The sequence below is a fragment of the Stenotrophomonas sp. YJH_SMC_32 genome, assembly GCF_059369975.1.
On sequence record NZ_JCAFTE010000001.1, the window covers coordinates 420,234 to 445,115 of the forward strand.

A 24,882-nucleotide genomic window follows, 5' to 3' on the forward strand; every position below is an offset into this window, starting at 1 on the left:
TGGTGCGACCGTCAGTGCGGATGCTCTTCGGTCGCGTACGGGTCTTCCTCGCCGCTGCCCGGTGGCCGCAGCGTATAGCGCTTGTAGGTCCACTGGTACTGCGTCGGGTCGCGGCGGGCGATGCGCTCGATGCCGGCGTTGAGCGCGGTGGCCGCCACCTGCGGGTCCGGGTCGGCCACGGCGGGATCGGTCGGCTCGATGTGCAGGGCGAATTCCATGTCCGGCCCGACGCGCTCGCACCAGCCATACAGCACGGTGGCGCCGGTGCGCTCGGCCAGCCGGTTGACCAGGGTCATGGTCAGTGCCTGCACGCCGAAGAACGGCACGAACACGCCGTCGCCGGCCTTGGGTTGCTGGTCGGGCAGGATGCCGGTGGCACCGCCGTCCTTGAGCACCTTGAACAGCTGGCGCACGGCGGGGCCCTCGGCGCGTACCTGCTGCACGTTCTGGCCGCCCCGCACCAGCTGCAGGAAGGCGTCGCTGGCCTCGTCCTCCGGTGGCTTGTAGACGATGGCGATGTGCCCGCGCGAGGCCAGCCACTGGTTCAGCAGCTCCCAGTTGCCGAAGTGGGGTGCGGCCACGATCACGCCCTTGCCGCTGGCCAGCGCCGCGTCGTACAGGGATTCGCCGTGGCGCTGCTTCAGGTGCAGGCGCAGGTTGTCGGCCGGCCTCTGGCTCCACAGCCGCAGCGTCTCGATGGCCTGCAGGGCGGTGGAGCGCAGCAGCTCGCGGTGCAGGCGGTCGCGCGCCGGACCGTCCAGTTCCGGGTAGGCCAGTTCCAGGTTGCGCCGGGTGACGCGGCTCTCGCGAGCGTTGAGACGGACCCACGTCCACGCCAGGGCATGCGCGAACGCCCGCAACACTGGCCAGGGCAGGCGGGCGAACAGGGTGGTGGCGCGGTAGACCAGCCGGGCTTTGCGTTGCGGATTCATCGGCGCCAGTTTAGCCAAGGGCGCTGCTATCGTGGCCGGCCCTGTTCATTGGAAGCCCACGATGCTCGTCCTGATCCAGCGCGTCAGCCAGGCCGCCGTCCATGTCGACCAGGAAGTGGTGGGGCAGATCGGCCCCGGCCTGCTGGCCCTGGTCGGCATGGAACCGGGCGATACCGAGGCCCAGCTGCGACGGATGGCCGAGCGCCTGCTGGGCTACCGGGTGTTCGCCGACGAGGCCGGGAAGATGAACCGGTCGCTGCGCGACACCGGCGGCGGCCTGCTGCTGGTCAGCCAGTTCACCCTGGCCGCCGATACCCGTTCGGGCATGCGCCCCAGTTTCACGACCGCGGCACCGCCGGACGAGGCTGAACGCGGGTTCAATCGATTTGTCGAGATCTGCCGTGAAAATCACGCGCCCGGGGTGGAAACGGGCCGATTTGGTGCCCATATGGTCGTCAGCCTGGTCAATGACGGTCCCGTGACCTTCCTTCTCAGGCCCTGAGCCTGCGGGACCACCGCCCGGCAGGCGGGGCCCCGGGCTGGTATAATGCTACGTTCCCTATTTCTCCCTAGCCGGTGGCGCGAGCACTACATGGCCAACGAACGTCCTGCCCAATCCGAAATCAAGCAACTGATCAGCAAGGGCCTGGAACAGGGCTACCTGACCTACGCCGAAGTCAATGACCATCTGCCGGACGACATGGTCGACCCGGAACAGATCGAAGACATCATCGGCATGATCAACGGCATGGGCATTGATGTCCATGAAGTTGCGCCGGATGTGGAAACCCTGCTTCTCAACGATGGCAACACCGGCAACCGCGAAGTCGATGACACCGCGGCTGAAGAAGCTGCCGCCGCGCTGAGCGCGCTCGACACCGAAGGTGGCCGTACCACCGACCCGGTGCGCATGTACATGCGCGAAATGGGCACCGTCGAGCTGCTGACCCGCGAAGGCGAAATCGCCATCGCCAAGCGCATCGAGGAAGGCCTTTCGCAGGTCCAGGCGGCCCTGGGCCAGTTCCCGGTTTCGGTCGAGTCGCTGCTGAACGACTACGAAGCCCACAAGGAAGGCAAGAAGCGCCTGGCCGAAGTGATCGTCGGCTTCAACGACCTGGTCGACGAAGAGCCGGCACCGCCGGCGGTCGTTGCCGATGACAGCGCCGATGCGGACGCCGAAGGCGACGAGGACGAGGACGACGATGTCGACGGTGGCGATGAAGAAGCCGCACCGACCGGTCCGGATCCGGAGGAAGTCGCCGCGCGCATGCAGGCACTGAGCGATGCCTTCAACGCTTTCAAGAAGGCCGCAACCAAGGGCGACAAGAAGAACCTGCCGCGCCTGCGCGAAGAGATGTCGGCGGTGTTCGTCACCCTGAAGCTGCCGCTGCCGCTGACCGACGTGCTGACCAAGCAGCTGCGCGACACCATGGCCGACATCAAGTCGCATGAGCGCCGTGTGCTGAACCTGGCCACCGTCACCGCGCGCATGCCGCGCAAGGACTTCATCCGTTCCTGGGAAGGCAACCAGACCAACCTGGAGTGGGTGGAAGACGCACTGAAGCGCAAGCAGAAGTGGTCGTCGGCCCTGCGCGAAGTGAAGGACCAGATCATCGCCGAACAGCAGGCGACGATCGACATCGAGAAGCTGACCCAGCTGGACCTGGAAGAGCTGAAGGAAATCAGCCGTGCCATGGCCTACGGTGAAGCCAAGGCGCGCAAGGCCAAGAAGGAAATGGTCGAGGCCAACCTGCGCCTGGTGATCTCGATTGCCAAGAAGTACACCAACCGTGGCCTGCAGTTCCTCGACCTGATCCAGGAAGGCAACATCGGCCTGATGAAGGCCGTGGACAAGTTCGAGTACCGCCGCGGCTACAAGTTCTCGACCTACGCCACCTGGTGGATCCGCCAGGCGATCACCCGCTCGATCGCCGACCAGGCGCGCACCATCCGTATCCCGGTGCACATGATCGAGACGATCAACAAGTTGAACCGCATTTCCCGCCAGATGCTCCAGCAGTACGGCCGCGAGGCTACGCCGGAGGAGCTGGCCAAGGAAATGGACATGCCGGAAGACAAGATCCGCAAGGTGATGAAGATCGCCAAGGAGCCGATCTCGATGGAAACCCCGATCGGCGACGACGAGGATTCCCATCTGGGCGACTTCATCGAGGACACCAACGTGGAGTCCCCGATCGAGAACACCACCAACATCAACTTGTCCGAAACCGTTCGCGACGTGCTGGCCGGCCTCACCCCGAGGGAAGCCAAGGTGCTGCGCATGCGCTTCGGCATCGACATGAACACCGACCACACGCTGGAAGAGGTCGGCAAGCAGTTCGACGTGACCCGCGAGCGCATCCGCCAGATCGAAGCGAAGGCCCTGCGCAAGCTGCGTCACCCGAGCCGTTCGGAGCAGCTGCGCAGCTTCCTGGATATCGATTGATAGCCAGCGGCTGTTGAAGCGTTGAGAGAAACCCCGCCTGGTGCGGGGTTTTTCTTTGGTCGTCCCGGCCATGCCGGTCGGATCCTGACGATGTCACGTCTGCCATTTGATTACTTCCTGCGGTAGCCGCACGCTGACCGTGCAGATGCTCAACACATCGCGTAGGCAGGCCGGTCTCCATCGGCGCTGATGCAAGCGCGCAGCAGGTCACGTACATCACATACGGCCCGCTGCACTGATTCGTCATGCATTTGGAGTGAGGCCATGAATGATGTGGAGCACGATCTGTCTGATTCCCGGCAGACTGATTTTCCGTCGCTGCTTGATTGGGATGAGGTGATGCAGGATGAGCGTGAAGATCGGCTGGGGTTTGCCCGCCGCACGACGTATGCGTTGCTGACGCTGTCTGGTGCGGAACTGGTCGAGGGCTTTGACGGCGGCAACCACAAGGCACTGGAAGAGGCCAGAAGGACGGTGGCGCTGTTCCAGGCACATCTGCGGCGGCAGATGTGGTTCGCGGACTTGGCGGAGAAGCGGTTGGGGCGTGTTGCTGAGGCTCTTGCTGCTGCCGGGTAGCCGATCGAGCGTGGCCTCCACTACACTGTGGCGCTGCGCAGGGCCTATAGCTCAACGGTTAGAGCAGGGGACTCATAATCCCTTGGTTCCAGGTTCGAATCCTGGTGGGCCCACCATAAAAAAACAGGCACTTAGGCTTACGCCCGAGTGCCTTTTTTGTGCCGGTGGGAAAATTCGCGGGAAAACTCAACGCTTGCGAGGTGGTTTCACGACTGGCAAGTCGTGGTCGTAGCGGCCCGTAGTGGTGGGCGATTGTGCCCGGCCGCATCCTGCTTGTCGCCACGGTTGCCCTCGGTGTTGGACGTGAGCCATGCGCGCCTGATGGGTGGCAGGCCCTGCGAGGACGCCATCTGGCGCCAGATCGTGACCGTGCTGGACGCGGCGGACCGTGGCTGTGACCTGTTCGATATCGAGGAACTGCGCCGTGACTACAGCGCCGAGGAGTTCGCCAACCTGCTGATGTGCGAGTTCGTGGACGACAGCGCCAGTGTGTTCCCGCTCACGATGCTGCAGCCCTGCCAGGTCGATTACAAGCCGTTTGCCGTCCGGCCCTACGGCGACCGCGCCGTGTGGATCGGCTACGACCCGGCTGAGACCGGCGACAGCGCGGGCATCGTGGTTGTGGCCCCGCCGCTGGTGCCTGGGGGCAAGTTCCGCGTGCTGGAACGCCACCAGTTCAAGGGCATGGAGTTCAAAGACCAGGCGGCGTTCATCGAGCAGATCACCAAACGCTATTGGGTGACCTACATCGGCGTGGATGCGACCGGCATGGGCACCGGCGTTGCTCAGCTGGTGCGCCAGTTCTTCCCCGGTGTGACTGTCTTCAACTACTCGCCCGAGGTGAAAACGCGGCTGGTGCTGAAAGCCTACGACGTAATCAATGACGAACGGCTGGAATACGACGCCGGCTGGACCGACCTCACGCAATCGCTGCTGGCGATCCAGAAAACCATCACCCCGAGCGGGCGCCAGGTGACCTACACCGCCGGGCGCTCGCGTACCACCGGCCATGCTGACTTGGCTTGGGCACTCACGCACGCGCTGCAGAGCGAGCCGCTGGAAGGCGGACGGGCTGCGCGCGGCACCATGGAGATTTTCTGATGACCGACACCGACCAGAGCGCCATCGCCGCGCCGCCGGTGAGTATCGAAGCCTTCACCTTTGGCGAGGCCAGCCCTGTGCTGGAATCACGCGGCTTCCTCGACTACCTCGAATGCTGGCGCAATGGCCGCTACTTCGAGCCACCGGTGGATCTGCAAGGGCTGTCGCGCACAACGCGCTCCAACCCGTACCTGCACAGCGGCCTGACATTCAAACGCAACATGCTGGTGCGCACGTTCCGACCGCACCGGCTGCTGAGCCGTGAGGCGTTCTCGCAGCTGGCGCTGGACTACACCACCTTCGGCATGGGGTAGGTCGAGCGTCGCCGGCCCATGTCAGGAGCCGTGCACAGTCTGGCTGTGCCGCTGGGGCAGTACGTGCGCCGTGGCGTGCAGCCCGGTGAGTTCTTCCCGGTGCGTGCCGCACGGGTAGAGCATGAGTTTCCCGCCGGTGAGGTGTTCCAGCTGCGAGAGGCAGATGCTGATCAGGAGATCTACGGCCTGCCGGAGTGGATGCCAGCCGTACAGGCCGCGCTGCTGAACGAGTCGGCCACGCTGTTCCGCCGGAAGTATTACAACAACGGTTCGCACGCCGGCTACATTCTCTACATGACCGACCCCCAACCCGAGGGCTTGGACGTGGACGCGTTGCGCGACGCGCTGCGGCAGTCGCGCGGGCCGGGCAATTTCAAGAACCTGTTCGTGCACTCGCCCAATGGGAAGAAGGACGGCTTGCAGGTGACCCCGGTCAGTGAGGTGGCGGTCCGAGATGAGTTCACCGGGATCAAGAGTGTGACCCGCGATGACATGTTGGCGGTGCTCCGGGTGCCACCGCAGCTTCTGGGTATCGTGCCGCAGAACAGTGGCGGGTTTGGGTCGATCCGCGACGCGGCAGGCGTGTGGGCGGCGATGGAACTGGCGCCGCTGCAGACGCGCATGGCAGCTATTAACGAGTGGCTGGGCCAGGACGTGATCCGCTTCGAACCCTTCGAACTGGAGGCGACCGCATGATGATTCGAGAGCGCCCGAGCTGCAGCGTGGGCGCTCACTTGTGGGCCAAGGCGGTGGAATGAATGGCGCCGATAGCACAGTGACGGCTTTATCTCGAGAACGATGGCCCGTCTTGCGTATGCGCCTGCTGTGCCGGTTGTTGTTCAAGGCTCGCTGCTTGTGATTGGCTCAACGCATCAGCGCGATGGAGCGATTCCGCCTCCGGTGCGCGAAGCGCATCCATCGTATTCATATGGCCTCGACGATGGGCGGGATCGTCCATTGCTCCCTCGACGATGAAGACCCTCTCACCTCGAGCTAGGTTCTCTGTCGGATTGTTCAAGACAACATGGTCAACCCGTGAAAGGCTCTGCTCCTTCGCCAGTACCAGCAAGCTTGCAGACATGCGCTGACTCGACTCGTCCCAGGGTTTCCCATGCTCTGCGTCCAGGCGTTCCACACCTGCCCTAATCTGCATGTAGAGAGAGCGGTCAGCATCGCCGAGTTCAGGGGCTGAGGAGGATGCTCGCTGCCGTGAGGGCGAGTCGTCGCTGTCCGAACCGACTCTTTCCGCAACCGCAATGCGCTCGGCGTCAAATTCTGGATCTGGCCTACGCCGCCGTTGCGTGGGTGCTATTTCCCGGTCGTAGTAGTCGCCATAGTAGAGTTCGTATGTCGCATGAGGACCAACAGACGGAGCCTCTGTCTTGAACACCTCAGCGATCTGCCCAAGTGCTTGGTTACGGTTGATCCGTCCGGCCTGGAGTTCCGCCGCAATGGTTCCGTATTGTTGTGGACGATTACCTGTGCCGGAAACGCCAATATCTGGACCGCCAGCTGCAACGATCTCACGCTGGACCTGGACATTGCTGAGAGTCGCGGCGGCTTCTCCTCGCAGCTCGCTGTTCACATAGGCTTGCTTAGAAGTTCGATTTTCGGGTTCGGTGAAGAGATGGTGCCCAACTTCGTGAGCAAGAGAACTTGCGATCCTTGAGCCTTGCCCAATCGCATTCTCGTCAATAACGATCTTGACGCCGGGTATAAGATAAGTGCCTTCACCGGCTGCCCCCCATTGGATAACGATACCTTCACGCCTCGCCTGGGTGAGGCCCGCCTGAAGTGTTGGGGATTTTGCTAGAAGCGGCGCCAAGGAGGGGTCGTCCAATGGCGATGCAGGACGCCGTGTGGCTCCTGGGCGGCCTCCCTCCTGCGGCTGCGGCAGTCCAGATTCTTCAGTACGCTCCATGCTCCGGCTCCTTCGCAATAACAGGGATCAGCGCTGACTGATCGATATGTAGGTCAGCGTCACGTTATCGGAATCGAGTCCGAGCACGACCTTTGCATCGTTCACCTGCGCAGACCAGTAAGGGCGAGAGCCAGGCGCGTCAGGCCGAGATGGATGTTTGGTCGAGTTTTCCCAGATGATTTCCTCGAGCGCAATGCTTGGTGGTGCGATCTCAAAGATCAGGTTCGCGAGCGCAGGATCGTCAGCAGCACTTCTCAGCCTGATGTTCCGGACCTCAAGGTCGCCCAACATTCCGTGTTCTGCGATCCGTTCGTCAATCACGTCCTGGCGTGTCGGCTCTCCCAGATGCGTGTGGAGCTGTTCATTTAACGCGTCGACATCATCAAAACGTACACTAGACAGGCGCTCGATGTCGTTCTTGAATCGCTCCATACCAATTTCACTCCCTGATTTGACGGACTGTCTTTGATTAGATTTATGCGATGGGGTTGGTGAGGCACCGCTCGAACACGCTGACAGTATCAACGCTGAAACGGCTATTGAGAGGCAGCGATACGCTGCAAGCCGGAGGTGACTCCGATCTCCGCGCCTTGATGAAGTAGCGCATTTGTCGAGCCATGCATCCATGAAGGTACCTCTCGCGCCAGGAACACTGTCCCGAATCTAGCACAACGTCTTGTGATGCACGGGTCGGAACCCCCACTGGATAGCGATTTTGGGAGATTTCGCGCAGTGTTAGATTATTCGTTTAGTTGGAAGGGGCGAGCTATGGGTGGGCAAGAGGAAGCAATCGCGACAACCAGGGAGGTTGCAATCAAGCATTTCTTCGAAATCACTGCTTTCATCGTGCGCCATGTTGGGTGAGTAGGAAACTTCTGTTGGGTTACAAGCAGCAGGATCTGTATATGGCCTCAGACATCTCGTTGGATCGCTCTATCTGGTTGGGCTGCAACAGTTTGGAGAGTCTCGCAATGGATGCCGCTGATTGGCTATTGGGGTGCGCGCGCTGATATGCGAGCCAGTATGCAAGGCTCTTTTCAGGGGATTTGTCGGCAATGATCCCTCGGTCATGGATGTCAGCAAGGGCTTCAATCGAGTCGACGCTTCCCTGTGATACCGACTCATTTAGATAATCAATCGCATCCCTTCGATAATTGGCTATCCGTTCCGGATCCTTGAGCGCTTCAGTCAAGTTTCCAATGATGGCTTTCGGGTCTTTGGCGAAAATCAGTCTCGCTTCGACCGACCCTTGGGCGGCAGCAAGAGAGAGCCAATTCTCATCTCCGAGTTCCGTTCGCCCTATCAGCCCTTGGCAGTGGCCAATCTCCTGGCCGATTTCCACTGATGCGTAGGCCTTGTACTCATCGGCATCACCTGAGTTAAGCGCCCGCTTGCAACTGGCAATGCGGTTATGGATCTCATAGCTCGACTGGGCATCGCCGGCCCGTGCAGCCGCGATGCGCCTGTCAATGTATTCCGAGGCGTCGCCTTCGTAGTGAGGTGTTTCGATCTTGAGCAGAAATGCCTTGCCACCCAAAGCCACTGTTGATTCGATGGATTGGTGTGGCGAACGCAAGGATTGATGAATGCTTGATTCAGATGCGATATCCGTTGACGAAGTGCTTTTTTCACTGAGAGGAACCTCATCTCCTTTGCTTTCTGACATCGGATGGTCTGCAGGCCAACCAGGAAATGGTTGCGACTACGCCGATGACGAACATTCCATATATGAGAATTCTACTGATCTTCACTTGATTCCTTTTCCCTTGTCGTCGCGGAGCTTTGCGATGGACTGACCTCGGGCCGTGGTGATAGCTGATTTCGGCGCTGATCCCCTGCCTCTCGATTCCCGGGATTTCATATTGCGGGGTGATATTCACTTTCAACCAGAAATTCGTTGCAGCGGGCTACGCTTTGCTCTTGCGTGTTCTCAGTCACGCATCGGTGGACGTAAAGCGACAAATACCCTTCCTCGGAAGGCGAGCGCATGAGTGGCAAAATGGCCATTCCGTGCCGCGGTAGCAATTGGCTTGTTCTCTCGCTAGCCCGACGGCGGCCGCCGCAGTTGCGATCTCATCGCGAAGGTTGCGCCCTCCCTCCTGGTGCGGCCGCGACGCGATCGCGTTGACCGTTGGCCTTGGTGTATCTGTAGCGGAACCTGGGCCCACCGCCGGCGAGCTTCCGCACATCCGGGCAGCCCACACCATGCGACGCTGGATCCGAGGCCCGTTGGCCGATCGGCAAGGTGGCCAGTCCGTTCTCTCCGAGCATTCCCTTCATTGCGCCCATTGGCGACCGCTCGGCGACCTTATGTCAGCGGAAGGAGGTGCACAAAGATGAGCGAAGATGGTCGCGGGGCCTGGGAATCAGCCGCGTGGTTTACGGCTGGAAGGTCTGTGGAGGCGCGTGGAAGCGCTGTGGAGGCCCCATAATCCGTCGATTCCAGATTCGAATCGTGATGGGCCCCCACGCGACCTCGCACGACCTGTTGCAGATCTCATTGCCCCCGCGCCCCGCGCGCCCTGCAGCGTCGGTACCATCTGATCCGCACACAGGGATCGACCATGCCCAACACCGATACACCGGTGGAAGACTTCACCACCGAAATCGAAGACAGCCGGCACCTGTTCGCCTGGTGCCTGGTTCACTATGGCCAGGTGCCCGAGGCGCAGGCGCTCGAACAGGCACGGAAGCGCTATCCCGACCAGAGCCCCGGCCGCGAATACGAACACGCGCTGATCTTCCACGACGAGCCCTGGCACTGGGCGATGCTGCACATGAAGGGCGAAAGGTATTGGCAGCAGCACCCGGAACTGGCGGAGCCGTCGCTGGACTACGAAGCCGAATCGGACGCACTGTGCCTGGCCCGTGGTGAGCAGGTGCCACTGCTGGATGAGGACGAGTACCTGGGCGCGCTCGCGCATGCACGCCACATGCGTGCATGGACGCTGGTCCATCAGGCGGGTCGTTCGCCGGATGAAGCGCGCCAGGAGGCGCTTGGTCACTACGCGTATCATCCGCGCCATCATCGCGGGCGATTTCAGGTTCACGATCCGCGTGAGGGCTGGTGCCATGTGATGAGCGCATTGCATGGCAACGACTACTGGGCGCGACCAGAGCTGCGGGAACCGCCACAGGCCTATTGGAGCGAGTCCCGCGCCTTTGTTTCGGCGCAGGGAATCCGCTTGCCGGACCCTCCGGGCTGAGGCCTGCTCAGCCAGCGAAGGCGCAGCGCCATCGATCACCGCACTCTGTGCCGAATGACACATGCCCTGCCATTTCTGCTGGCGGGAAGATGGCGCATCCTGAAGTGGAGTGATCTGATGCCTGTTACGCTCAGTCGTCGCACCTTCCTGGCCAATGCCGCGGCTGTTCCGGCGGCCACGCTCATTCCCACCGGTGTTGCCACCCCAGCGCGGCCAAGCGTCACCACCGCGAGCCTGATCGACGCGGAACGCGGCGTGATCCGCTCGGCCATGGACGGCAGCGGCATCGGTGCCGCTGCCGTCTGCCTGGTCGAAGGCGGGCAGGTGCGCTGGACTGAAGGCTTCGGTCACGTATCAGGCCAGGGCAGCGTGCCCGTAGACGCCAGCACGATGTTCAGCATCCAGTCCACCTCGAAGAACTTCGCGGCGGTGGCGGTGCTGTTGGCCGTGCAGGACGGCATCCTTGATCTGGACGCGCCCATTACCCGCTATCTGCCGTCGTTCACGGTGCGCAGCCGCTTCGAGCATGCTCCACAGGAGCGCATCAGCCTGCGCCTGCTGCTTGCCAATCGCGCGGGATTCACGCACGAGGCGCCCCTGGGCAACAACTACGAACCGGCGTCGCCGGGCTTTGATGCGCACGTCCGCAGCATCTCGCAGACATGGCTGCGCTTTCCGGTGGGTACGCGCTATCGCTACTCCAACCTGGGCTTCGACCTTGCCGGTCATGTCCTTGAGCAGGTTGCGGGCATCAGCTATCCGGCCTGGCTGCAGCGCCGGATCTTCGAGCCGCTGGGAATGCACGACAGTACGGCCGATGCGTCGGTCTACCTGGCAAGCAAGGTGCGGGCACTGGGAACCCAGGAAGGCCATACGCAGGTACCGCCGGTGACGCCGCTGGTGGTGTCGGGAGGCGTGTGGACCAGTGCCGCCGACATGGCGAAGTATCTTGGCTTCCTGCTCGGTGGCGGCCGATCCGGTGCGCAGCAACTGCTTGAGCCCCGTCTCTGGGACGAGATGCATGGTTTCGGCCTGGGCGGCGACTACGGGCTCGGTGTCATGCGCAGCGAACGCCTCTACGGCAGTACACCGGTGCGGCTGCTGCACCACCGCGGCGGGGGCTTCGGATTCGGGTGCGTGTTCACCTACTGCAGGCAGGCAAACGCTGGATTTGCCGCGATGTTCAATCGCGCGACGTCTGCGGGGTACGGCATCGGCGAGCGTCTGCTCGATCAGCTGTTGTCGGCGCGTTTCGGGCCCCGTCAGCCGCGTGTGCCCCTATCAAGCCTGGCGCCGATCAGGTTGAACCAGGACCAGATGCAGCAGATGGCGGGAAGCTGGATCGGGCGCAGCGGCAAGGCGAAGATCGGGGTTGCCGGAAACGGGGAGCTGCAACTGCATCGAGGGGCGCACGCCGAGGGTACCCGCTTTGCGGCCATCGACGGCGATCAACTTTTCACTGTGGACACCGATGGAGAGGTTGCGACGTACCGTTACCATGCGGCGACGGACATGCTGCCGGCGTACCTGGAATGCAGCAACGGCGAGGATGGCCTGGACCAGAACGATCCCATCGATGGGCCCACCGGGCCGCAGGCGCCCCATTGGCAACCCTGGCTGGGACGCTATCGCGTTGACCAATGGGGCAAACCATCGATGTTCGTTGTGCTGGAGCAACGACACGGCTGGCTGTACATCGATGGCATCCGCCTGGTTGCTGAGGTGGAGCCAGGATTGTTGTTCACCAGCGATGGCGAAGCGGTGGATTTTCGCGGCTCCCAGCCGACATGGCGCAACCTGCGCCTGCGGCGCGTCGCGCCCATGGGCCAGGGGTGATGGCGGCATGCCGCGCGCTCATCCGCGCCGCCCACGCCCATCGATGCTGTAACGTCCCGCCCCGGTGCACGCCAGCAGCAGGAAGCCGCCGGCGAGGCCCAGGTTCTTCAGGAACATGATCTGCTGGGTCTGATCGGCGAAGTTGTGGTGGAAGATGAAAGCGGTGACCAGGCTGAAGCCTGCGAGCACGACCGCCACCAGCCGGGTCTGGAAGCCGAGCAGGATGCACAGGCCGCTGCCGATTTCGAAGGCGATGGTCGGCCAGAGCAGGATGCCGGGAACTCCCATTGCCTCCATGTAGCCCTGGGTACCACTGAGATCGCCGAGCTTGCCCAGCCCGGAGACCAGGAACAGGGCCATCAGCAGGATGCGTGCAAGCAGGTAGGCGAGCGAATGCGATGAAGTGCTCACGTCGAGGTCCTCGGAGATGGCCGACGCAGGCGATCGGAGCCCACCGGCGGTGAAGCCCGCGTCTACGCGCCGGGCAGGGCGCCTTGACAGCTGCCGCGCTGCAGTAGACCTTTCCCGCATGACGATCGATATTGAATCGCTCAGCCTTCGCGAGCTGGGTGCCCTGGTGGTTGCCGCTGAACAGCGGAAACAGCTGATTTCCAGCCGCCGTCCGGCCAGTGCGGTGCGGCGGATGCTGAAGGCCGCCGCCGCCGAAGCCGGCTACACCCTTGAAGAACTCTTTGGCGGCCAAGCCTCGGAAACACCTGCGCCCGCCCGAAAAGCCGTCCGCCGTAAATCCGGCAAAGTCGCGCCCAAGTATCGCGACCCGGAATACAAGCGCCTGACCTGGACCGGTCGCGGGCGCATGCCGCGCTGGTTGGCGTCCAAGGTGTCGATGGGCCACAAGGTCACCGATTTCCTGATTCCTGGCTTGGCCAGGCCGACCGCTGGCAAGACCAGCACCATCGGCAAGCGGACCGTCATCAAGAAGGGATGACGCTGCAGCACTGCTACCCTGCCCGGGTCTTTCAACCAAGGAGCACGGGATGGCACACGAGAGTGGCATGACGATCACGCCGAAAGTCCTGCACGCCGCCGCAGTGGCGGGCATGTTGGTCAGCCTGCTGGCCTGGGCGGTGGAATGGAGCGGGATGGCCTATGTCTGCCCGTACTGCCGCGTGCAGCGCACGGTCATCGGCGTGCTCGGCCTGCTGACGCTGTTCGCGCGCCCGGGGAGCCTCATCGTGCCCTGGTTGTCGTACACCGCGGGTGGCTTCGCGTTCGTGGTGGCAGCGATGCAGCACTTCAACGGTTGGAAACGCATTTCCGCAGGCGACTTCAGTTTCAATGGGCAGTGGTACATCGACCCGTGGCTGCTGTCAGGCTGCGCAATGCTGATCCTGGTGGCGCAGCTGATGCTGGTGCAGGCCGCCTGCCGGCGGAAGTTACGCTGAAGACCCCGCGCGGGGCGCAGCGCTAGGCGTTCTGGAATACCGCCAGCTGCGCGGCGAAGGCGCGCTGGTAGGCGGGCCGCTGCGTCGCGCGGGCCACATAGGCGGCCACCGTCGGATACTCGTCGAGCAGCCCGCTGCTCTTCAGGCGCAGCAGCACCGAGACCATCATCAGGTCGCCCACGCTGAAATCGCCGTCCAGCCACGGCGCCTTGGCCAGCCATGTCGACAGTTGCGCCAGTCGCGCCCGAACCCGCTCATCCAGCAGCGGCAGCCGCTGTGCGTACCACGGCTGCTCGCGCTCCAGCACCCAGGCCATGGAGCGCTCAACGATGGGGGGTTCCACCGTGTTCAGCGCAGCGAACATCCACATGATCGCGCGCATGCGGGCGTCCGGATCGCGCGGCAGCAGGCCGGGGTGCTGTTCGGCCAGATGCAGGACGATGGCGCCGGATTCGAACAGGGTCCGGTCGCCCTCCTGCCAGGTGGGAATCTGCCCGAACGGATTGCGTGCTAGGTGTACGGGCTGCTTCATCTCGGTGAAGGTGAGCAGTTGTACGTCATAGGCTACCGACAGTTCCTCCAGTGCCCAGCGCACGCGCATGTCACGGGCCAGGCCCTGGCCACGGTCGGGGGAGGTGGCGAAGGCGGTGAGGATGGGAGGCATGGGGTCCGCAATCAAGGAGGGCTTTGATGATCTGACGAGCGAGTGTGCCGGAAATCGACATGGGTGTCGGTGCTCTGCACGTCGCCTGCACGTGTCCTGCACGCACGCACCGTCGCCGATCCATCAGTCTGCCGGGGTCAACCGCAGAGACAGGTAGCAGGCATGAATACTCCCGGAAAACCGAAACCCAGTTGGCGCCAGAGAAACGTGCTGATGGGAGCGCTCGCCGCGGTCCTGGTGATCGTGCTGATCATCCTTTTCGTACCTTGGTGAGCCTGCCCGGGCTCGCTCGATGTGATCCACGCGCCACTGTGGCGTGAAGCAGTCAGTGCGGGTTGGGTGACGTGATGTGCGTATCAATCGCTGCTCACCCGGGAACCACACGAGCATGTCCACAGTGGATACGCAGGCAGCGCAGTCGAAGCTGCTTTTCTCCCCTGAAACGAAGATACAGGAGCAACGCCATGAGCACCCAGTCCACCATCGAACATCGCCTCAACGACCTGATCGAGATCGCTCGTGACGGCAAGTCGTTCTATGAAGAAGCGGCGACCAAGGTGAAGGATGCCGAGCTGTCGGCCTTGTTCACCCGCATCGCCGGCGTCAAGGGCCGCATCGTCGCGGCGCTGAGTGGTTCGGTGGCTGCCAGCGGCGGCAAGCCGGCCGAGCATGGCACCGTGGTGGGTTCGATGCAGCAGTTCTACGGCAAGGTGCGTGCAGCCTTCGGTGACACCAACTATGGCTATGTGGCCGAGCTGGAAGAGTCGGAGGACCGCCTGCTGGGCGCGTTCAAGGACGTGCTGAAGGACAACGAGCTGCCGCCGGCGGTACGCCAGGAAGTCACCCAGCTGTTGCCGGAAGTGCAGGAATGCCACAACGTGATGCGCGCGCGCAAGCATGCGATGAAGGCGGCCTGACGATCAGCGGCGTCCCACTCCCCAGGGACGCCGCGGCCGGGGCGGCACCGCTGCCCCGGCCACCCTGAATCGGTCGCTGCTACACTCTTGCCGGTTCCGCACTGCCAACAATGAGCACCATGAACAACGGGAACGGTCCGCAGACAGTTCGCTGCGCCGCAACAACGACGCAGACGTTGTTGCGGTGAACATCCCTGCGATGCATGCGAAGTGGATGGATCACCGCCGGACTCACTCTGGGCGGAGACTCCCCATGTTCAATCGACAGGCCCCGCGTTGGGCCCATACCCTGCCATCGGCCATTGCGCTGATGGCGCCGTTCGACCTCCTGGCCTCGCTGGCCATGGATATCTATCTACCTGTAGTGCCCTTGATGCCCGGCGCGTTGGGAACATCGCCTGCGCGGGTGCAATTGACGCTGAGCATCTACCTGCTGGTGCTCGGCGTCGGCCAACTGCTGTTCGGCCCGTTGTCCGACCGGATCGGGCGCCGCCCGGTGCTGTTGCTGGGGGCGCTGCTGTTCACCGTTGCCTCGTTTGCGCTGGCGCTGTCCAGCAATAGCGGGTTCTTCCTGGCCTGGCGCACAGTGCAGGCGATTGGCGCGTCGGCAGCGCTGGTAGCGACGTTTGCCACCGTCCGCGACGTATACGCGGATACACCGCAGGGGGCGTCCTTGTATGGACTGTTCGCTTCGATGCTGGCCTTCGTGCCGGCACTGGGGCCGATGCTGGGTGCACTGGTGGCTGCGGCAGCGGGCTGGCGTGCGATCTTCGTGCTGCTGGGTGTGCTTGGCCTGGTCGCCGGCCTGCGTGCGCAACGCCTGTGGCAGGAAACCCGACCCGCAGGGCGCAGGGACGCTGGACCGGCACTGCAGAAAATTCTTCGCAGTGGTGCCTTCTGGGTCTACACGCTGGGATTCAGTGCCGCGATGGGCACGTTCTTCGTGTTCTTCTCGATCGCACCGCGCGTGCTGGTCGAGCGCATGCAGTACTCCCAGATCACCTTCAGCCTGGCGTTCGCGACGGTGGCACTAGTGATGATACTCATGTCGCGCATGGCGAAGACGTTCATCGCGCGCTGGGCGGTGCCTGGCACATTCGTGCGTGGCCTGTGCGTGATGGTGGCGGGTGTGTTGTTGATGGCGCTCGCTGCGGAGTTGCCACTGTCATTCGCCAGCGTCGTGCTGCCCATGTGGGGCATCGCGGTGGGGCTGGTGATGGTGGTTTCGGTGGCTGCCAACGGCGCGTTGAGTGAGTTTGCCGATGCGTCGGGTATGGCGGTGGCGCTCTACTACGCGATGCAGAGCCTGATCGTGGCCTGCTTCGGAACACTGGCTACGGTGCTGCTGCCGGGCGATACGGTATGGCCGCTGGTGGCCTATGGGCTGTTGCTGCCAGTGGCCAGCCTGGTCGCCGCGGCGATGTTGCGCGGCTGCCGCTAGCCTCGGCCGGTGATAAAAAAAGGGCGGCCATCAGGCCGCCCCAATCCTTCATGAGAACACGTGACGGGAACTAGAAGCGCACCGACCAGCGCACATTCGCACTGTGGTCGCGGCTTTCACTGCCGTACTGGCCGCTGTAGCCCAGTTCCAGCTGCTGGCGCTCGGTCAGCCAGGCCGACAGGCCCAGTTCGGCCACCACCGCGTTGTCGGCGATCGGCGCGCCGTTGACCGCAAACGTCGTGCTTCCGTTGGCGAAGGCCAGGTTGGCGACCTGGCTGCGATCACCGGAAGCGCGGCGATAGCCGACGCCACCGCGCAGGTGCAGCCAGCTCTCCTGCTGGAACGAAGCCTTCAGTCCCTTGTCGAAGCGCAGGCCGGCAGTGGCAATCGTGGTTCCGGTATCGTCCACCTTGCCCTGCAGTGCCGCTGCTCCACCGCGTTCGTTGACGCGCTTGAGGTCCACTTCGACACGTGCGACCTGCAGGTAGGGCTCCAGCCCGGCTTCCGGGCCACCGAAGCGGTAGCCGGCTTCGATGAAGGCTTGGCGGGTGCGGGCGTCGTAGCGCGCGCTCAGGCTGTCGCTGAAGCCTGCGAAGGCGACATCACGCGTACTCTTCACCTCGTGCTTGCTCCACGCCACACCACCGCGCAGGCCGAAACCGCCCCAGTTGTGGCTGGCGTAGGCACCGAAGTGGGTGTTGTCGATCTTCGACTTGGCGCGACGCTCCTGCTGCTTCACGTCGGTGCGGCCGGTGCCGGCCAACACGCCGACCTGCCAGCCGGAGAACTCGCGATCGATGCCGACCAGCAGGCCGTTGCTGTTGGCTTCGGTGCGGGCAGTGTTGACGTCACCGTCCAGCTTGCTGTTGCCACCGATGGCCTGCACCCATGCACCCGTCGCGTCACCCACGTCGCTACCGGGTGCGGCGGCGCCGGCACGGCGTGACAACGCGGCATCGCGCACGTAGCGGCTGCCCTCAACCAGGGCGATGGCCGTGGCCGGATGCAGCTCGCCGCTGAGGCCGTCGAGCACGCCTCCGACCTGCTGCGGGAACAGCTGCGTCAGTGGTTTGGGCAGGCCCTGGGCGATCGGCAGCAGGTCGGCGGCCGCTGCCACTGCACGCTGGTTGGGCGTGTTGGCAGCCGTGGTCAGTGAAGCGCCACGGGCGACGTCGATGCGCGTGCCGTTGGTACCGTAGGCCAGGCTGAACTGCAGGAACGGGGAAAACGCGCTGAAGTCGGTCTTGGCGAACTGGCCGTTGACGCCTCCGTCGGCACGCAGGAAGTTGAACTGCTCGCCGAGGTAGTACACGCCCGGCTCCGGCAGCGCGACCAGCGTGCCGCCAAGGGTGGCGGTGCCGGTCACGTGCAACTGGTCACTGCGGCCACCCGGGGCCAGCTCGGCGGCATAGACGCCAGTGGCGCCCTGCACGTAGTTGCCGTTGATGGTCAGCGTGCCGATCGAGTTGCCCGGCGCGATGATGCCGTCCACGCGGGTATTGCCGAGCGTGCCGACGCCCTTCAGCAGGCCATTGGCGCCGACCGTGGTGGTGCCGCCGGTCTGCGTGCCGTTGAAGGACACCACGCCGCCGTTGATCACCAGGTTGCTGTTGTTCAGCACGCCGCTGGCGCTGACCGTGCTCACGCCACCGGTAGTGGTCAGTGCGGTGGAGACCAGGCTGCCGTTGAGCAGCAACTGGCCACCCTGTACTTCGACTGCCGAGGTGAGGGTGTTGGTGCCGTTCAATTCCAGCGTACCGTCCTGCAGTACCGCGCCGTTGAAGCTGTTGTTGCCGCTCAGGCGCAGCCAGCCGATACCGGATTTGGTCAGCTTGCCAGGGCCACCGATGTCGTTGGTCCAGTTGTCCCAGGCATCGCCTTCCCAGACTTTCAGGCCGCCGGCTTTCTGGTTCATCACCACGTTGGTGTCCACGCGCAGCGAGCCATAGCCTTCGATGGCCTTCTTCAGATCCACCATGCCCCAGCCGTAGATCGGATCGATGCCCGCTGCACCCAGGTCGCGTGCGGTGGTCAGCAGCACGTCGCGGACCTGGGCGTTGTCCAGATAGGGGAAGCGCTCCATCAGCAGGCCGAGCGCGCCGGTGATGTGCGGCGCCGCCATCGATGTGCCCGTCTTGGTGCCATAGACATACTGGGTGTTCTCGCTGTCGATGATCAGCCGCACGTAGGCGGAGGTGTTTTCGATGCGGCCCTGGATATCCCCGGAAACGATGGTGCTGACGATGTCGGTGCCGGGTGCCGAGATGCACCAGTTGGCGGCAACGCCACAGATGCTGGAACTTCCATCGATCACGTAGTCCGTTTCGCCCGCAGCGGCGTTGGGCCGGCGGACGTTGGCCACGGCCAGCCAGTACGGTTCCAGTTCGGGCTTCCAGCGCGGCATCGCGGCCGTGATGCCGGCGACGGCGCCGCTGCCGTTGCCAGCCGACCAGACCTGGATGAGGGTGGAGCCCGGTGTATCGCCATTGCTGGCGTAGATGCTGCCGTACACGCCATAGTCGGCACCGATGTTGGCGTACTGCTGGTCCAGCGCGGCGGCGGTCATGTTGCGCGTGGAGATGCCCCAGCTGTGGTTGATGGCACGCACGCCCTGCGCCTGGATCTGTGCATACATGTCCAGCGTGGCGGCGTCATCCGGATCGGTGCGGTACACCGCGCGCGGGCGATAGTAGTTGTCCGGGTCCAGGCGCCACTCATAGTAGGTGTCGCCGAACACGCGGGCGGCGGTGAGATCCGCACCAAAGGCCACGCCATGCATGCCGGTGCCATTGCGGTTTGCGCCGATGGTGCCAAGCACATGCGTTCCGTGGTCGGCGTAGCTGAAGCCATAGGGCTGGCCGGCCGCGATCAGGCGTGCCGCGAGTGCGGCCGGAACGCCGGCACCGAGGCCATAGTAGTTGTAGCCGGGCTGTTCGCCGCGGGTCTGCCCGCAGGCACCGGTCCCCGCGACCACACCCGGCATCGCGCAGTCGGCACCGATGGTGATGCTGGAGGTATGGCGTCCTGCAAACTCCGGATGCGCCAGTGCGGACCCCGAGTCGAACAGCGCCAGGCGCACACCCTTGCCGGTCAGGCCGCGTGCATAGGCGTAGTCCGCGCCCATCGCACCCAGGCCCCAATCGGCGTTGAACTCATCGCTGCGCCAGCTGGCCGGATCGCCCGGGTTGCCAAGAACGGCGGTGCTGCTGGCGGCAGGTGCAGCGGCCGTCGCTGCGGGTGCAGCGTTGGCAGCAGGCTGTGCCCATGCAGCCTGCATCTGGCGCTGCTGCTGCCAGGCCTCGAGTGATTCGCTGGCCATGGCCGGCAGTGCAGCGGCCAGCAGCAGCGAGCTGGCGACGGCAAGCGCCAGCGGGCGGTGCGACAGGGAGCGGGACGAACGGCCGTACAGCGGGTGATTCATCGGACAACTTCCTTGGTTGACGGACATCAAGGCCGTTAACGCAAAGGCATGGCGATATCCCCCAGTAATGTGAAGGGATTTTTATGAACGTGTTAATGTTCTGTGATCGGTGCACGACGTGGGTCCGCCGGGCCGGGCACCGCGACCTTTCTTGCCGAGGCCTTGGAGCCGTCCATGCGTAACGCATTGCGTAAACCACAGTTGGCGATATTGGGTAGTGCCGATCCTGGCAGCGACGCGTTCGAGCGCGCAGCTGAAGCAGGGCGTTTCCTGGCCGTGCAGGGCATCACGCTGGTCAGCGGCTGTGGCAGTGCCGCTACGCGGGTAGCTGCCGAGCAGGCAGTAGCCGCCGGTGGCCAGGTGCTCAGCGTGATCCCGGAAAGCGGCATGCCGGCAGCCGATTGGCCCGCCACGGTGGTGGTGCCCTGTGGCATGGGCGATGCGCGCAACCTGATCATGGCCCTGGCCGGTGATGCCTGCATCGTGATCGGCGGGCGCGCCGGTACGATCTCGGAGGTTTGCCTGGCCTGGCTGCACAAGCGGCCGCTGCTGCCGCTGGTGGGGGCCGGTGGCTGGTCCGATGCGCTGCCGGACAACCCGCCGGACGAGCGCGGCAATTCGCCGATCCTGCCGTGGCGCAACATTGATGAGCTGGCCGGACAGCTGCGTGTGCTGGGGTTGCTGCACCGCTGAGTCGAGCGGCATCGGCCTTCACCCAGCGTCCCGTGTGCAGCGCTAAGGTGGCCCGGCCTGGGCTCACCAGGCTTATCAAGGAGCGATGTCGATGCGTACTTTCAGGAAAGTGATCGCCGGTGTTGTGTTCGCGTTGGCCTGCAGCGGCTCGGTGGCCGTGGCCGGACCGGTCCAGCCCTGCGATCTGCCCTGCTGGAAGGCTTACCAGGCATGTGTGTCCGGTGGTGGTGATGCCATGGAATGCCAGTACGAATACGATCGATGTGTCATGGAGCGCTGCGGCGCGGTGTAAGCCCAGCCATGCTCGGCTGAAGACGGGCCTCGTCCGTGGCGGGGCTCTTCTGTTCGTGCGCAAGGTCGGGCAGTCTCGACACATTCTTCCTGGTGGAGTGGAACATGGCCGTCAAGCGTGTCGTCGCCAACATCGCCACGTCCGATCCCTCACGTGCCGCTGCGTTCTATGGCGAGCTGCTCGGCATGCCGGTGGTGATGGACCATGGCTGGATCGTCACCCATGGCGGGCAGAGCAGTGCGCTGGCCCAGGTCAGCTTCGCCAGTGAAGGAGGCTCGGGCACGCCGGTGCCGGACCTGTCGATCGAAGTGGACAATCTGCAGGACGTGCTGCAGCGCATGCGCGCGGCCGGCATCGCGCTGGAATATGGCCCGGCCGACGAACCCTGGGGCGTGCGGCGCTTCTTCGTCCGCGATCCGTTCGGTCGGCTGTTGAACATCCTCGCCCACGCCTGAGCGGTGGATGGTGCCTCAGCCACGCCTGACGGTGCGCGCGGGACGATGACCGTCTAACGGCGTGCTGGCCCTGCTCGCGGCATTCGGGCTGCTCCGGTAGCACAGGCGCGCCTGAACGCGCCGCGGTCAGCCCTGCTGGCGTTGTGGACCGTCCCTCGTTGGCGTCGCTTCGGCCGCTTGCCGCTGCTGCCGTGCATTGGCGTGGCGAGCGTGCCCGCCTTCGCGGCCGATCGCTGCCATGTGCTGGCGGTTGCGGCTGATCGCCTCGCCGCCCTTGCGGCCGGCCACGCGTGCCTCGGCCGGGCTGAACTCATGTGCATTGCCGGACGCATGCGCGGCGCGTCCTCCCTTTGCGGCGATCACGCGCTGCTTGTCCTGGTCCATCGAGGCGAAGCCACGATGGGAAGTGCCGTGGTGCTGGCCGGCCATGGGAAGGCTCCCGTTGCATGGAAGGGAAGCTCATCCTTGCCGGTGCCCGGCTAACGGAGTGTCCGCATCGGTGCGGCTGCCTTCACGCCGCACCGTACTGCTTTTCACGGCGCAGGTACGCTGCTGCCCGCGCCGCCCTGCGTGGCCAGGACGAACTGCACCCTTCACCTAGGCCGGACAGCCGGCCGCGCAGTGCGCACGCTGGAGCTGCGCCTGGGCAACGGCGGCTGGACCTTCCTCAGCGAAATCGAAATGGCAGCAGAGCAGAAGGCTTCAGGGCCGGCGGGCGTCCTGCAGCCGCTGCGCGAAGGGCCGCTGTGCGAGCGCTGCAAGGGCGTCGCGCAGTACCTGCTCCAGCGGCTGCCCGAGATCGGCATCGAGGCTGCGCGCCGCTACGGCAGTGGCCTGCCACTGCGCCTGCAGCGCAGGCATCGCGCGCTGTGCGCGGGGGCTCAACTGCAGGATGCGTTCACGTCCGTCGTCGCCGCTGGACGCGTGCAGCCAACCATCACGCACCATCGCCGCCGCGGTCTGGCTGAGCGCCGAATGGCTGAGCCCGCAGGCCGATGCCAGGTCCTTGATCCGGCAGGGGCCCTGCGCCATCAGCGTGCGCAGCACCGGCGTGTAGCGGGGCCGGTAGTCCAGTTGCAGGTCCCGGTAGGCGTGCTCGACCGCCGGGTCCAGCTGGTCGAGCAGGGCGCGCAGCAATGTGCCGAGCGTGGCGTGTTGGAGATCCATGACCAGGATGATATATAAGCGCTTATATATCTTCAACGCGGAGGTGGTTGATGGCCGTGTCCTGGATGCTCGCTGCGTTGCTGGCAGCGGCCTGCCCGGCGCAGGACGGAGTGCTGCGCGCGGCGGCCACCGCCGTGCAGGCGCAGTACCTTGACGAGGCGGCCGGCGCCCGTATCGCCGATGCCCTGCGCACCTGGTCGGTGCAGCAGCGCTATGCGGACAGCTGTTCGGATCCGGTTGCGTTCAGCGCACGCCTGAACCAGGACCTGGACATGTTCGATGGCCACTTCCACGTTGAACGCGTGGACGCAGCGGCCGGCCAGGACGATTGGTTGATGGCCTGGCGCGCCGATGCCCGCAGCAATGGTGCCGGCGTGCGCGAGGTGCGGGTGATGGAGGGCAACATTGGCTACCTGCGCCTGAGTACCTTCTATCCGCTGGATCTGGCGCGCCCGAAGTTCGCTGCGGCCCTTTCCCTGCTGGCCGACACCGATGGCCTGGTGCTGGATCTGCGCCAGAACGGGGGCGGCGACGATGCAAGTGCCGACCTGCTGGTACGCACGCTGCTGGACGCGAAGATCGACGCGGTGCAGCAGCTGGACCAGCGCGGCCGGCGCACGCCGGTACCGCTGCCGCCTGCCAGCCTGCCTGCGTACCTGAAACCGCTGGTGGTGCTGATCGACCGCCGCACCGGTTCGGCGGCCGAGTTCGTCGCCTATTCGCTGCAGGCACTGGGCCGCGCGCGGATTGTCGGCACGCGCAGTGGCGGTGCCGCGCATATGTTTGGTGATCCTGTGCTGCTGCCCGATGGCTATCAGATCAGTATTCCCGACCGGCAACCCATCAATCTGCGTACCGGTGGAAACTGGGAACGTAATGGCGTGAGGCCTGATGTGGCCGGCGGCGACGATCCGCTGTTCATCGCGCGGCAACTGCTGGCGCCTGCGAAGTCGTCAAGATGAACGCACGATTGCATGGCTGTCCTATCGCGGATGCGCGATTGCATGCCTAGAATCGAAGCATCCCGGTAGTTCCCGGGCGCTTCGAGTGAATGGACTCAATGAAGATTCTGTTGACCGGCAGTTCCGGCCGCATCGGGCGCGCGATCTTCGGTGCGTTGGCGGCCGCCCACGAAGTGGTGGGGCTGGACCGCAGTCCGTTTGCCACCACGCGCATCATTGCCGATGTTAGCGATCGGCAGGCCGTCGCGCGCGCGGTGCAGGGCATGGATGCAGTCATCCATACCGCGGCCCTGCATGCCCCGCATGTCGGCCTGGTGCCGGATGCGGTGTTCCAGCAGATCAACGTGGAGGCCACCGCACACCTGCTGCAGGCTGCACGCGAAGCAGGAGCACGGCGCTTCGTGCTGACCAGCACCACTGCGTTGTATGGCCATGCCGTGGTGGCCGGTGGCTGCCGTTGGATCGACGAAGACACCGAGCCGCTGCCGCGCACGATCTACCACCGTACCAAGCTGCAGGCAGAGACCCTGGCCGAAGCCGCCGCCACGCCGGGCTTCAGCGTTCGCGTGCTGCGCATGGGCCGGTGTTTCCCGGAACCGCCCGAACGGATGGCGATGTTCCGCCTGCATCGCGGCATCGACGCCCGCGATGTGGCCAGCGCACATGCTGCACTGCTGCTCGACGAAGGCGCCCCGTTCGCGCGCTACCTCGCCTGTGCGCCGACGCCGTTCCGGCGCGAGGACTGCCTGGAGCTGGCCACGCACCCGCGCAGCGTGCTGGCCCGTCGCGCGCCGCAGCTGCTGGCCGAGTTCGAACGCCGTGGTTGGCCGCTGCCATTGAGCATCGACCGTGTCTACGACAGTGCCCGCCTGCGCAGCGAGCTGGGCTGGCAGCCGTGCTTCGGGCCGGACGACGTGCTGCAGCAGTATGCCGTCGGCAGCATCGAGGTACTGCCGCGGGCACAGTGGATCAAGGACCGCGTGGCCGAGTGAGGGCATCGCGAGGGGGGCGCTGAGCCGAGCCTGAGCGGATTCAGGAATGTGCAGGCCGCCCGCCTCAACCTCGTTGGCGGGCGGCCGCTAACCCAGTGCGCTTCCAGCGCCGGGCGCGCCCCGGCTGCCGGTGGCCTGCG

The 24,882-nt window shown here is 64.4% G+C and carries 24 protein-coding genes, 1 tRNA gene and 1 pseudogene; 17 read left to right on the forward strand and 9 right to left on the reverse strand.

The window, feature by feature from the left end; genetic code table 11:
• Positions 1 to 11: 11 nt before the first annotated feature.
• A complete protein-coding gene (locus tag AC5P7S_RS01935; protein WP_095378158.1) occupies positions 12 to 932 on the reverse strand; it encodes a lauroyl acyltransferase in 921 nt (306 codons plus the stop codon).
• A 61-nt stretch (positions 933 to 993) separates the two neighbouring features.
• On the opposite strand from AC5P7S_RS01935, the gene dtd reads away from it, so the two are divergent.
• The 6 genes and pseudogenes from dtd (at position 994) to AC5P7S_RS01965 (ending at position 6,065) form a co-directional block, all read left to right on the forward strand.
• Positions 994 to 1,434, forward strand: a complete 441-nt coding sequence (dtd, locus tag AC5P7S_RS01940) for a D-aminoacyl-tRNA deacylase (RefSeq protein WP_005419588.1) — start codon at positions 994 to 996, stop codon at positions 1,432 to 1,434.
• A gap of 90 nt (positions 1,435 to 1,524) precedes the next feature.
• Positions 1,525 to 3,378: an RNA polymerase sigma factor RpoD gene (gene rpoD, locus AC5P7S_RS01945; protein ID WP_005419586.1), complete on the forward strand. Its 1,854-nt coding sequence runs from the start codon at positions 1,525 to 1,527 to the stop codon at positions 3,376 to 3,378.
• A gap of 264 nt (positions 3,379 to 3,642) precedes the next feature.
• Positions 3,643 to 3,954: a hypothetical protein gene (locus tag AC5P7S_RS01950; protein WP_065196861.1), complete on the forward strand. Its 312-nt coding sequence runs from the start codon at positions 3,643 to 3,645 to the stop codon at positions 3,952 to 3,954.
• Positions 3,955 to 3,994: 40 nt separating this feature from the next.
• Positions 3,995 to 4,070: transfer RNA gene (locus AC5P7S_RS01955), tRNA-Ile, on the forward strand.
• 187 nt (positions 4,071 to 4,257) lie between these two features.
• Complete coding sequence (locus AC5P7S_RS01960) at positions 4,258 to 5,055, forward strand: phage terminase large subunit family protein (protein WP_235646748.1); 798 nt, start codon at positions 4,258 to 4,260, stop codon at positions 5,053 to 5,055.
• Positions 5,055 to 6,065 (forward strand): annotated as a pseudogene (locus tag AC5P7S_RS01965) (phage portal protein). The gene AC5P7S_RS01960 and the pseudogene AC5P7S_RS01965 overlap by 1 nt, the downstream one beginning before the upstream one ends.
• Positions 6,066 to 6,153: 88 nt before the next feature.
• Here the strand turns inward: AC5P7S_RS01965 and AC5P7S_RS01970 are convergent.
• The 3 genes from AC5P7S_RS01970 to AC5P7S_RS01980 all read right to left on the reverse strand — a co-directional run bounded on the left by AC5P7S_RS01970 (position 6,154) and on the right by AC5P7S_RS01980 (position 8,956).
• Entirely contained in the window at positions 6,154 to 7,290 is a 1,137-nt protein-coding gene (locus AC5P7S_RS01970; RefSeq protein WP_095378155.1) for an XVIPCD domain-containing protein, read from the reverse strand.
• 27 nt (positions 7,291 to 7,317) lie between these two features.
• A complete protein-coding gene (locus AC5P7S_RS01975; RefSeq protein WP_005419578.1) occupies positions 7,318 to 7,722 on the reverse strand; it encodes a hypothetical protein in 405 nt (134 codons plus the stop codon).
• Positions 7,723 to 8,173: 451 nt separating this feature from the next.
• The gene (locus AC5P7S_RS01980) at positions 8,174 to 8,956 is read right to left on the reverse strand and encodes a hypothetical protein (protein WP_139727723.1); all 783 of its coding nucleotides are present in this window, start codon (positions 8,954 to 8,956) and stop codon (positions 8,174 to 8,176) included.
• Between the two features lie 898 nt (positions 8,957 to 9,854).
• On the opposite strand from AC5P7S_RS01980, the gene AC5P7S_RS01985 reads away from it, so the two are divergent.
• Positions 9,855 to 10,496 (forward strand): hypothetical protein, encoded by a 642-nt coding sequence (locus AC5P7S_RS01985; protein WP_111128059.1) that lies wholly within the window; start codon positions 9,855 to 9,857, stop codon positions 10,494 to 10,496.
• Positions 10,497 to 10,613: 117 nt separating this feature from the next.
• Entirely contained in the window at positions 10,614 to 12,332 is a 1,719-nt protein-coding gene (locus AC5P7S_RS01990; protein WP_095378153.1) for a serine hydrolase domain-containing protein, read from the forward strand.
• Between the two features lie 18 nt (positions 12,333 to 12,350).
• Here AC5P7S_RS01990 and AC5P7S_RS01995 read toward each other — a convergent pair whose 3' ends face one another.
• Positions 12,351 to 12,743, reverse strand: a complete 393-nt coding sequence (locus AC5P7S_RS01995; RefSeq protein ID WP_019660763.1) for a DoxX family protein — start codon at positions 12,741 to 12,743, stop codon at positions 12,351 to 12,353.
• A gap of 118 nt (positions 12,744 to 12,861) precedes the next feature.
• Between AC5P7S_RS01995 and AC5P7S_RS02000 the strand changes: the two genes are divergently transcribed.
• Together AC5P7S_RS02000 and AC5P7S_RS02005 are read left to right on the forward strand one after the other, a co-directional pair.
• The gene (locus AC5P7S_RS02000) at positions 12,862 to 13,281 is read left to right on the forward strand and encodes an H-NS histone family protein (protein ID WP_069139687.1); all 420 of its coding nucleotides are present in this window, start codon (positions 12,862 to 12,864) and stop codon (positions 13,279 to 13,281) included.
• Positions 13,282 to 13,330: 49 nt separating this feature from the next.
• Positions 13,331 to 13,738: a hypothetical protein gene (locus AC5P7S_RS02005; RefSeq protein ID WP_005419572.1), complete on the forward strand. Its 408-nt coding sequence runs from the start codon at positions 13,331 to 13,333 to the stop codon at positions 13,736 to 13,738.
• A gap of 22 nt (positions 13,739 to 13,760) precedes the next feature.
• Here the strand turns inward: AC5P7S_RS02005 and AC5P7S_RS02010 are convergent, their stop codons facing one another.
• On the reverse strand, positions 13,761 to 14,402 hold the full coding sequence (locus tag AC5P7S_RS02010) for a glutathione S-transferase family protein (RefSeq protein WP_095378152.1): 642 nt from the start codon (positions 14,400 to 14,402) through the stop codon (positions 13,761 to 13,763).
• A 464-nt stretch (positions 14,403 to 14,866) separates the two neighbouring features.
• Between AC5P7S_RS02010 and AC5P7S_RS02015 the strand changes: the two genes are divergently transcribed.
• Together AC5P7S_RS02015 and cml are read left to right on the forward strand one after the other, a co-directional pair.
• Complete coding sequence (locus AC5P7S_RS02015; RefSeq protein WP_005419568.1) at positions 14,867 to 15,319, forward strand: PA2169 family four-helix-bundle protein; 453 nt, start codon at positions 14,867 to 14,869, stop codon at positions 15,317 to 15,319.
• 253 nt (positions 15,320 to 15,572) lie between these two features.
• Positions 15,573 to 16,760: a CmlA/FloR family chloramphenicol efflux MFS transporter gene (cml, locus tag AC5P7S_RS02020; RefSeq protein ID WP_005419566.1), complete on the forward strand. Its 1,188-nt coding sequence runs from the start codon at positions 15,573 to 15,575 to the stop codon at positions 16,758 to 16,760.
• Positions 16,761 to 16,830: 70 nt separating this feature from the next.
• Here the strand turns inward: cml and AC5P7S_RS02025 are convergent, their stop codons facing one another.
• Positions 16,831 to 20,181, reverse strand: coding sequence for an autotransporter domain-containing protein (locus tag AC5P7S_RS02025; RefSeq protein WP_095378151.1), 3,351 nt, complete (start codon positions 20,179 to 20,181; stop codon positions 16,831 to 16,833).
• 174 nt (positions 20,182 to 20,355) lie between these two features.
• On the opposite strand from AC5P7S_RS02025, the gene AC5P7S_RS02030 reads away from it, so the two are divergent.
• The 3 genes from AC5P7S_RS02030 (at position 20,356) to AC5P7S_RS02040 (ending at position 21,621) form a co-directional block, all read left to right on the forward strand.
• Positions 20,356 to 20,874: an SLOG cluster 4 domain-containing protein gene (locus AC5P7S_RS02030; protein WP_032954557.1), complete on the forward strand. Its 519-nt coding sequence runs from the start codon at positions 20,356 to 20,358 to the stop codon at positions 20,872 to 20,874.
• 91 nt (positions 20,875 to 20,965) lie between these two features.
• Positions 20,966 to 21,166: a hypothetical protein gene (locus AC5P7S_RS02035; RefSeq protein WP_005419561.1), complete on the forward strand. Its 201-nt coding sequence runs from the start codon at positions 20,966 to 20,968 to the stop codon at positions 21,164 to 21,166.
• A gap of 104 nt (positions 21,167 to 21,270) precedes the next feature.
• Positions 21,271 to 21,621, forward strand: coding sequence for a VOC family protein (locus tag AC5P7S_RS02040; protein WP_005419560.1), 351 nt, complete (start codon positions 21,271 to 21,273; stop codon positions 21,619 to 21,621).
• Positions 21,622 to 21,747: 126 nt separating this feature from the next.
• On the opposite strand, the gene AC5P7S_RS02045 is transcribed toward AC5P7S_RS02040, so the two are convergent.
• Positions 21,748 to 22,050 carry a KGG domain-containing protein gene (locus AC5P7S_RS02045; RefSeq protein ID WP_095378150.1) on the reverse strand — a complete coding sequence of 101 codons (303 nt, stop codon included), beginning with the start codon at positions 22,048 to 22,050 and terminating at the stop codon, positions 21,748 to 21,750.
• A gap of 273 nt (positions 22,051 to 22,323) precedes the next feature.
• Positions 22,324 to 22,788, reverse strand: a complete 465-nt coding sequence (locus AC5P7S_RS02050; RefSeq protein WP_095378149.1) for a MarR family winged helix-turn-helix transcriptional regulator — start codon at positions 22,786 to 22,788, stop codon at positions 22,324 to 22,326.
• Positions 22,789 to 22,838: 50 nt separating this feature from the next.
• On the opposite strand from AC5P7S_RS02050, the gene AC5P7S_RS02055 reads away from it, so the two are divergent.
• Positions 22,839 to 23,750: a S41 family peptidase gene (locus AC5P7S_RS02055; RefSeq protein ID WP_262233465.1), complete on the forward strand. Its 912-nt coding sequence runs from the start codon at positions 22,839 to 22,841 to the stop codon at positions 23,748 to 23,750.
• A gap of 98 nt (positions 23,751 to 23,848) precedes the next feature.
• A complete protein-coding gene (locus tag AC5P7S_RS02060; RefSeq protein WP_005419556.1) occupies positions 23,849 to 24,742 on the forward strand; it encodes an NAD-dependent epimerase/dehydratase family protein in 894 nt (297 codons plus the stop codon).
• The last annotated feature ends 140 nt before the right edge of the window (positions 24,743 to 24,882 follow it).

Bases quoted from the DNA above. Each gene is read 5' to 3' on its own strand.
- AC5P7S_RS01935 (WP_095378158.1), bottom strand. From the start codon at position 932: ATGAATCCGCAACGCAAAGCCCGGCTGGTCTACCGCGCCACCACCCTG.
- dtd (WP_005419588.1), top strand. From the start codon at position 994: ATGCTCGTCCTGATCCAGCGCGTCAGCCAGGCCGCCGTCCATGTCGAC.
- rpoD (WP_005419586.1), top strand. From the start codon at position 1,525: ATGGCCAACGAACGTCCTGCCCAATCCGAAATCAAGCAACTGATCAGC.
- AC5P7S_RS01950 (WP_065196861.1), top strand. From the start codon at position 3,643: ATGAATGATGTGGAGCACGATCTGTCTGATTCCCGGCAGACTGATTTT.
- AC5P7S_RS01970 (WP_095378155.1), bottom strand. From the start codon at position 7,290: ATGGAGCGTACTGAAGAATCTGGACTGCCGCAGCCGCAGGAGGGAGGC.
- AC5P7S_RS01975 (WP_005419578.1), bottom strand. From the start codon at position 7,722: ATGGAGCGATTCAAGAACGACATCGAGCGCCTGTCTAGTGTACGTTTT.
- AC5P7S_RS01980 (WP_139727723.1), bottom strand. From the start codon at position 8,956: ATGTCAGAAAGCAAAGGAGATGAGGTTCCTCTCAGTGAAAAAAGCACT.
- AC5P7S_RS01985 (WP_111128059.1), top strand. From the start codon at position 9,855: ATGCCCAACACCGATACACCGGTGGAAGACTTCACCACCGAAATCGAA.
- AC5P7S_RS01990 (WP_095378153.1), top strand. From the start codon at position 10,614: ATGCCTGTTACGCTCAGTCGTCGCACCTTCCTGGCCAATGCCGCGGCT.
- AC5P7S_RS02000 (WP_069139687.1), top strand. From the start codon at position 12,862: ATGACGATCGATATTGAATCGCTCAGCCTTCGCGAGCTGGGTGCCCTG.
- AC5P7S_RS02005 (WP_005419572.1), top strand. From the start codon at position 13,331: ATGGCACACGAGAGTGGCATGACGATCACGCCGAAAGTCCTGCACGCC.
- AC5P7S_RS02010 (WP_095378152.1), bottom strand. From the start codon at position 14,402: ATGCCTCCCATCCTCACCGCCTTCGCCACCTCCCCCGACCGTGGCCAG.
- AC5P7S_RS02015 (WP_005419568.1), top strand. From the start codon at position 14,867: ATGAGCACCCAGTCCACCATCGAACATCGCCTCAACGACCTGATCGAG.
- cml (WP_005419566.1), top strand. From the start codon at position 15,573: ATGTTCAATCGACAGGCCCCGCGTTGGGCCCATACCCTGCCATCGGCC.
- AC5P7S_RS02025 (WP_095378151.1), bottom strand. From the start codon at position 20,181: ATGAATCACCCGCTGTACGGCCGTTCGTCCCGCTCCCTGTCGCACCGC.
- AC5P7S_RS02030 (WP_032954557.1), top strand. From the start codon at position 20,356: ATGCGTAACGCATTGCGTAAACCACAGTTGGCGATATTGGGTAGTGCC.
- AC5P7S_RS02035 (WP_005419561.1), top strand. From the start codon at position 20,966: ATGCGTACTTTCAGGAAAGTGATCGCCGGTGTTGTGTTCGCGTTGGCC.
- AC5P7S_RS02040 (WP_005419560.1), top strand. From the start codon at position 21,271: ATGGCCGTCAAGCGTGTCGTCGCCAACATCGCCACGTCCGATCCCTCA.
- AC5P7S_RS02045 (WP_095378150.1), bottom strand. From the start codon at position 22,050: ATGGCCGGCCAGCACCACGGCACTTCCCATCGTGGCTTCGCCTCGATG.
- AC5P7S_RS02050 (WP_095378149.1), bottom strand. From the start codon at position 22,788: ATGGATCTCCAACACGCCACGCTCGGCACATTGCTGCGCGCCCTGCTC.
- AC5P7S_RS02055 (WP_262233465.1), top strand. From the start codon at position 22,839: ATGGCCGTGTCCTGGATGCTCGCTGCGTTGCTGGCAGCGGCCTGCCCG.
- AC5P7S_RS02060 (WP_005419556.1), top strand. From the start codon at position 23,849: ATGAAGATTCTGTTGACCGGCAGTTCCGGCCGCATCGGGCGCGCGATC.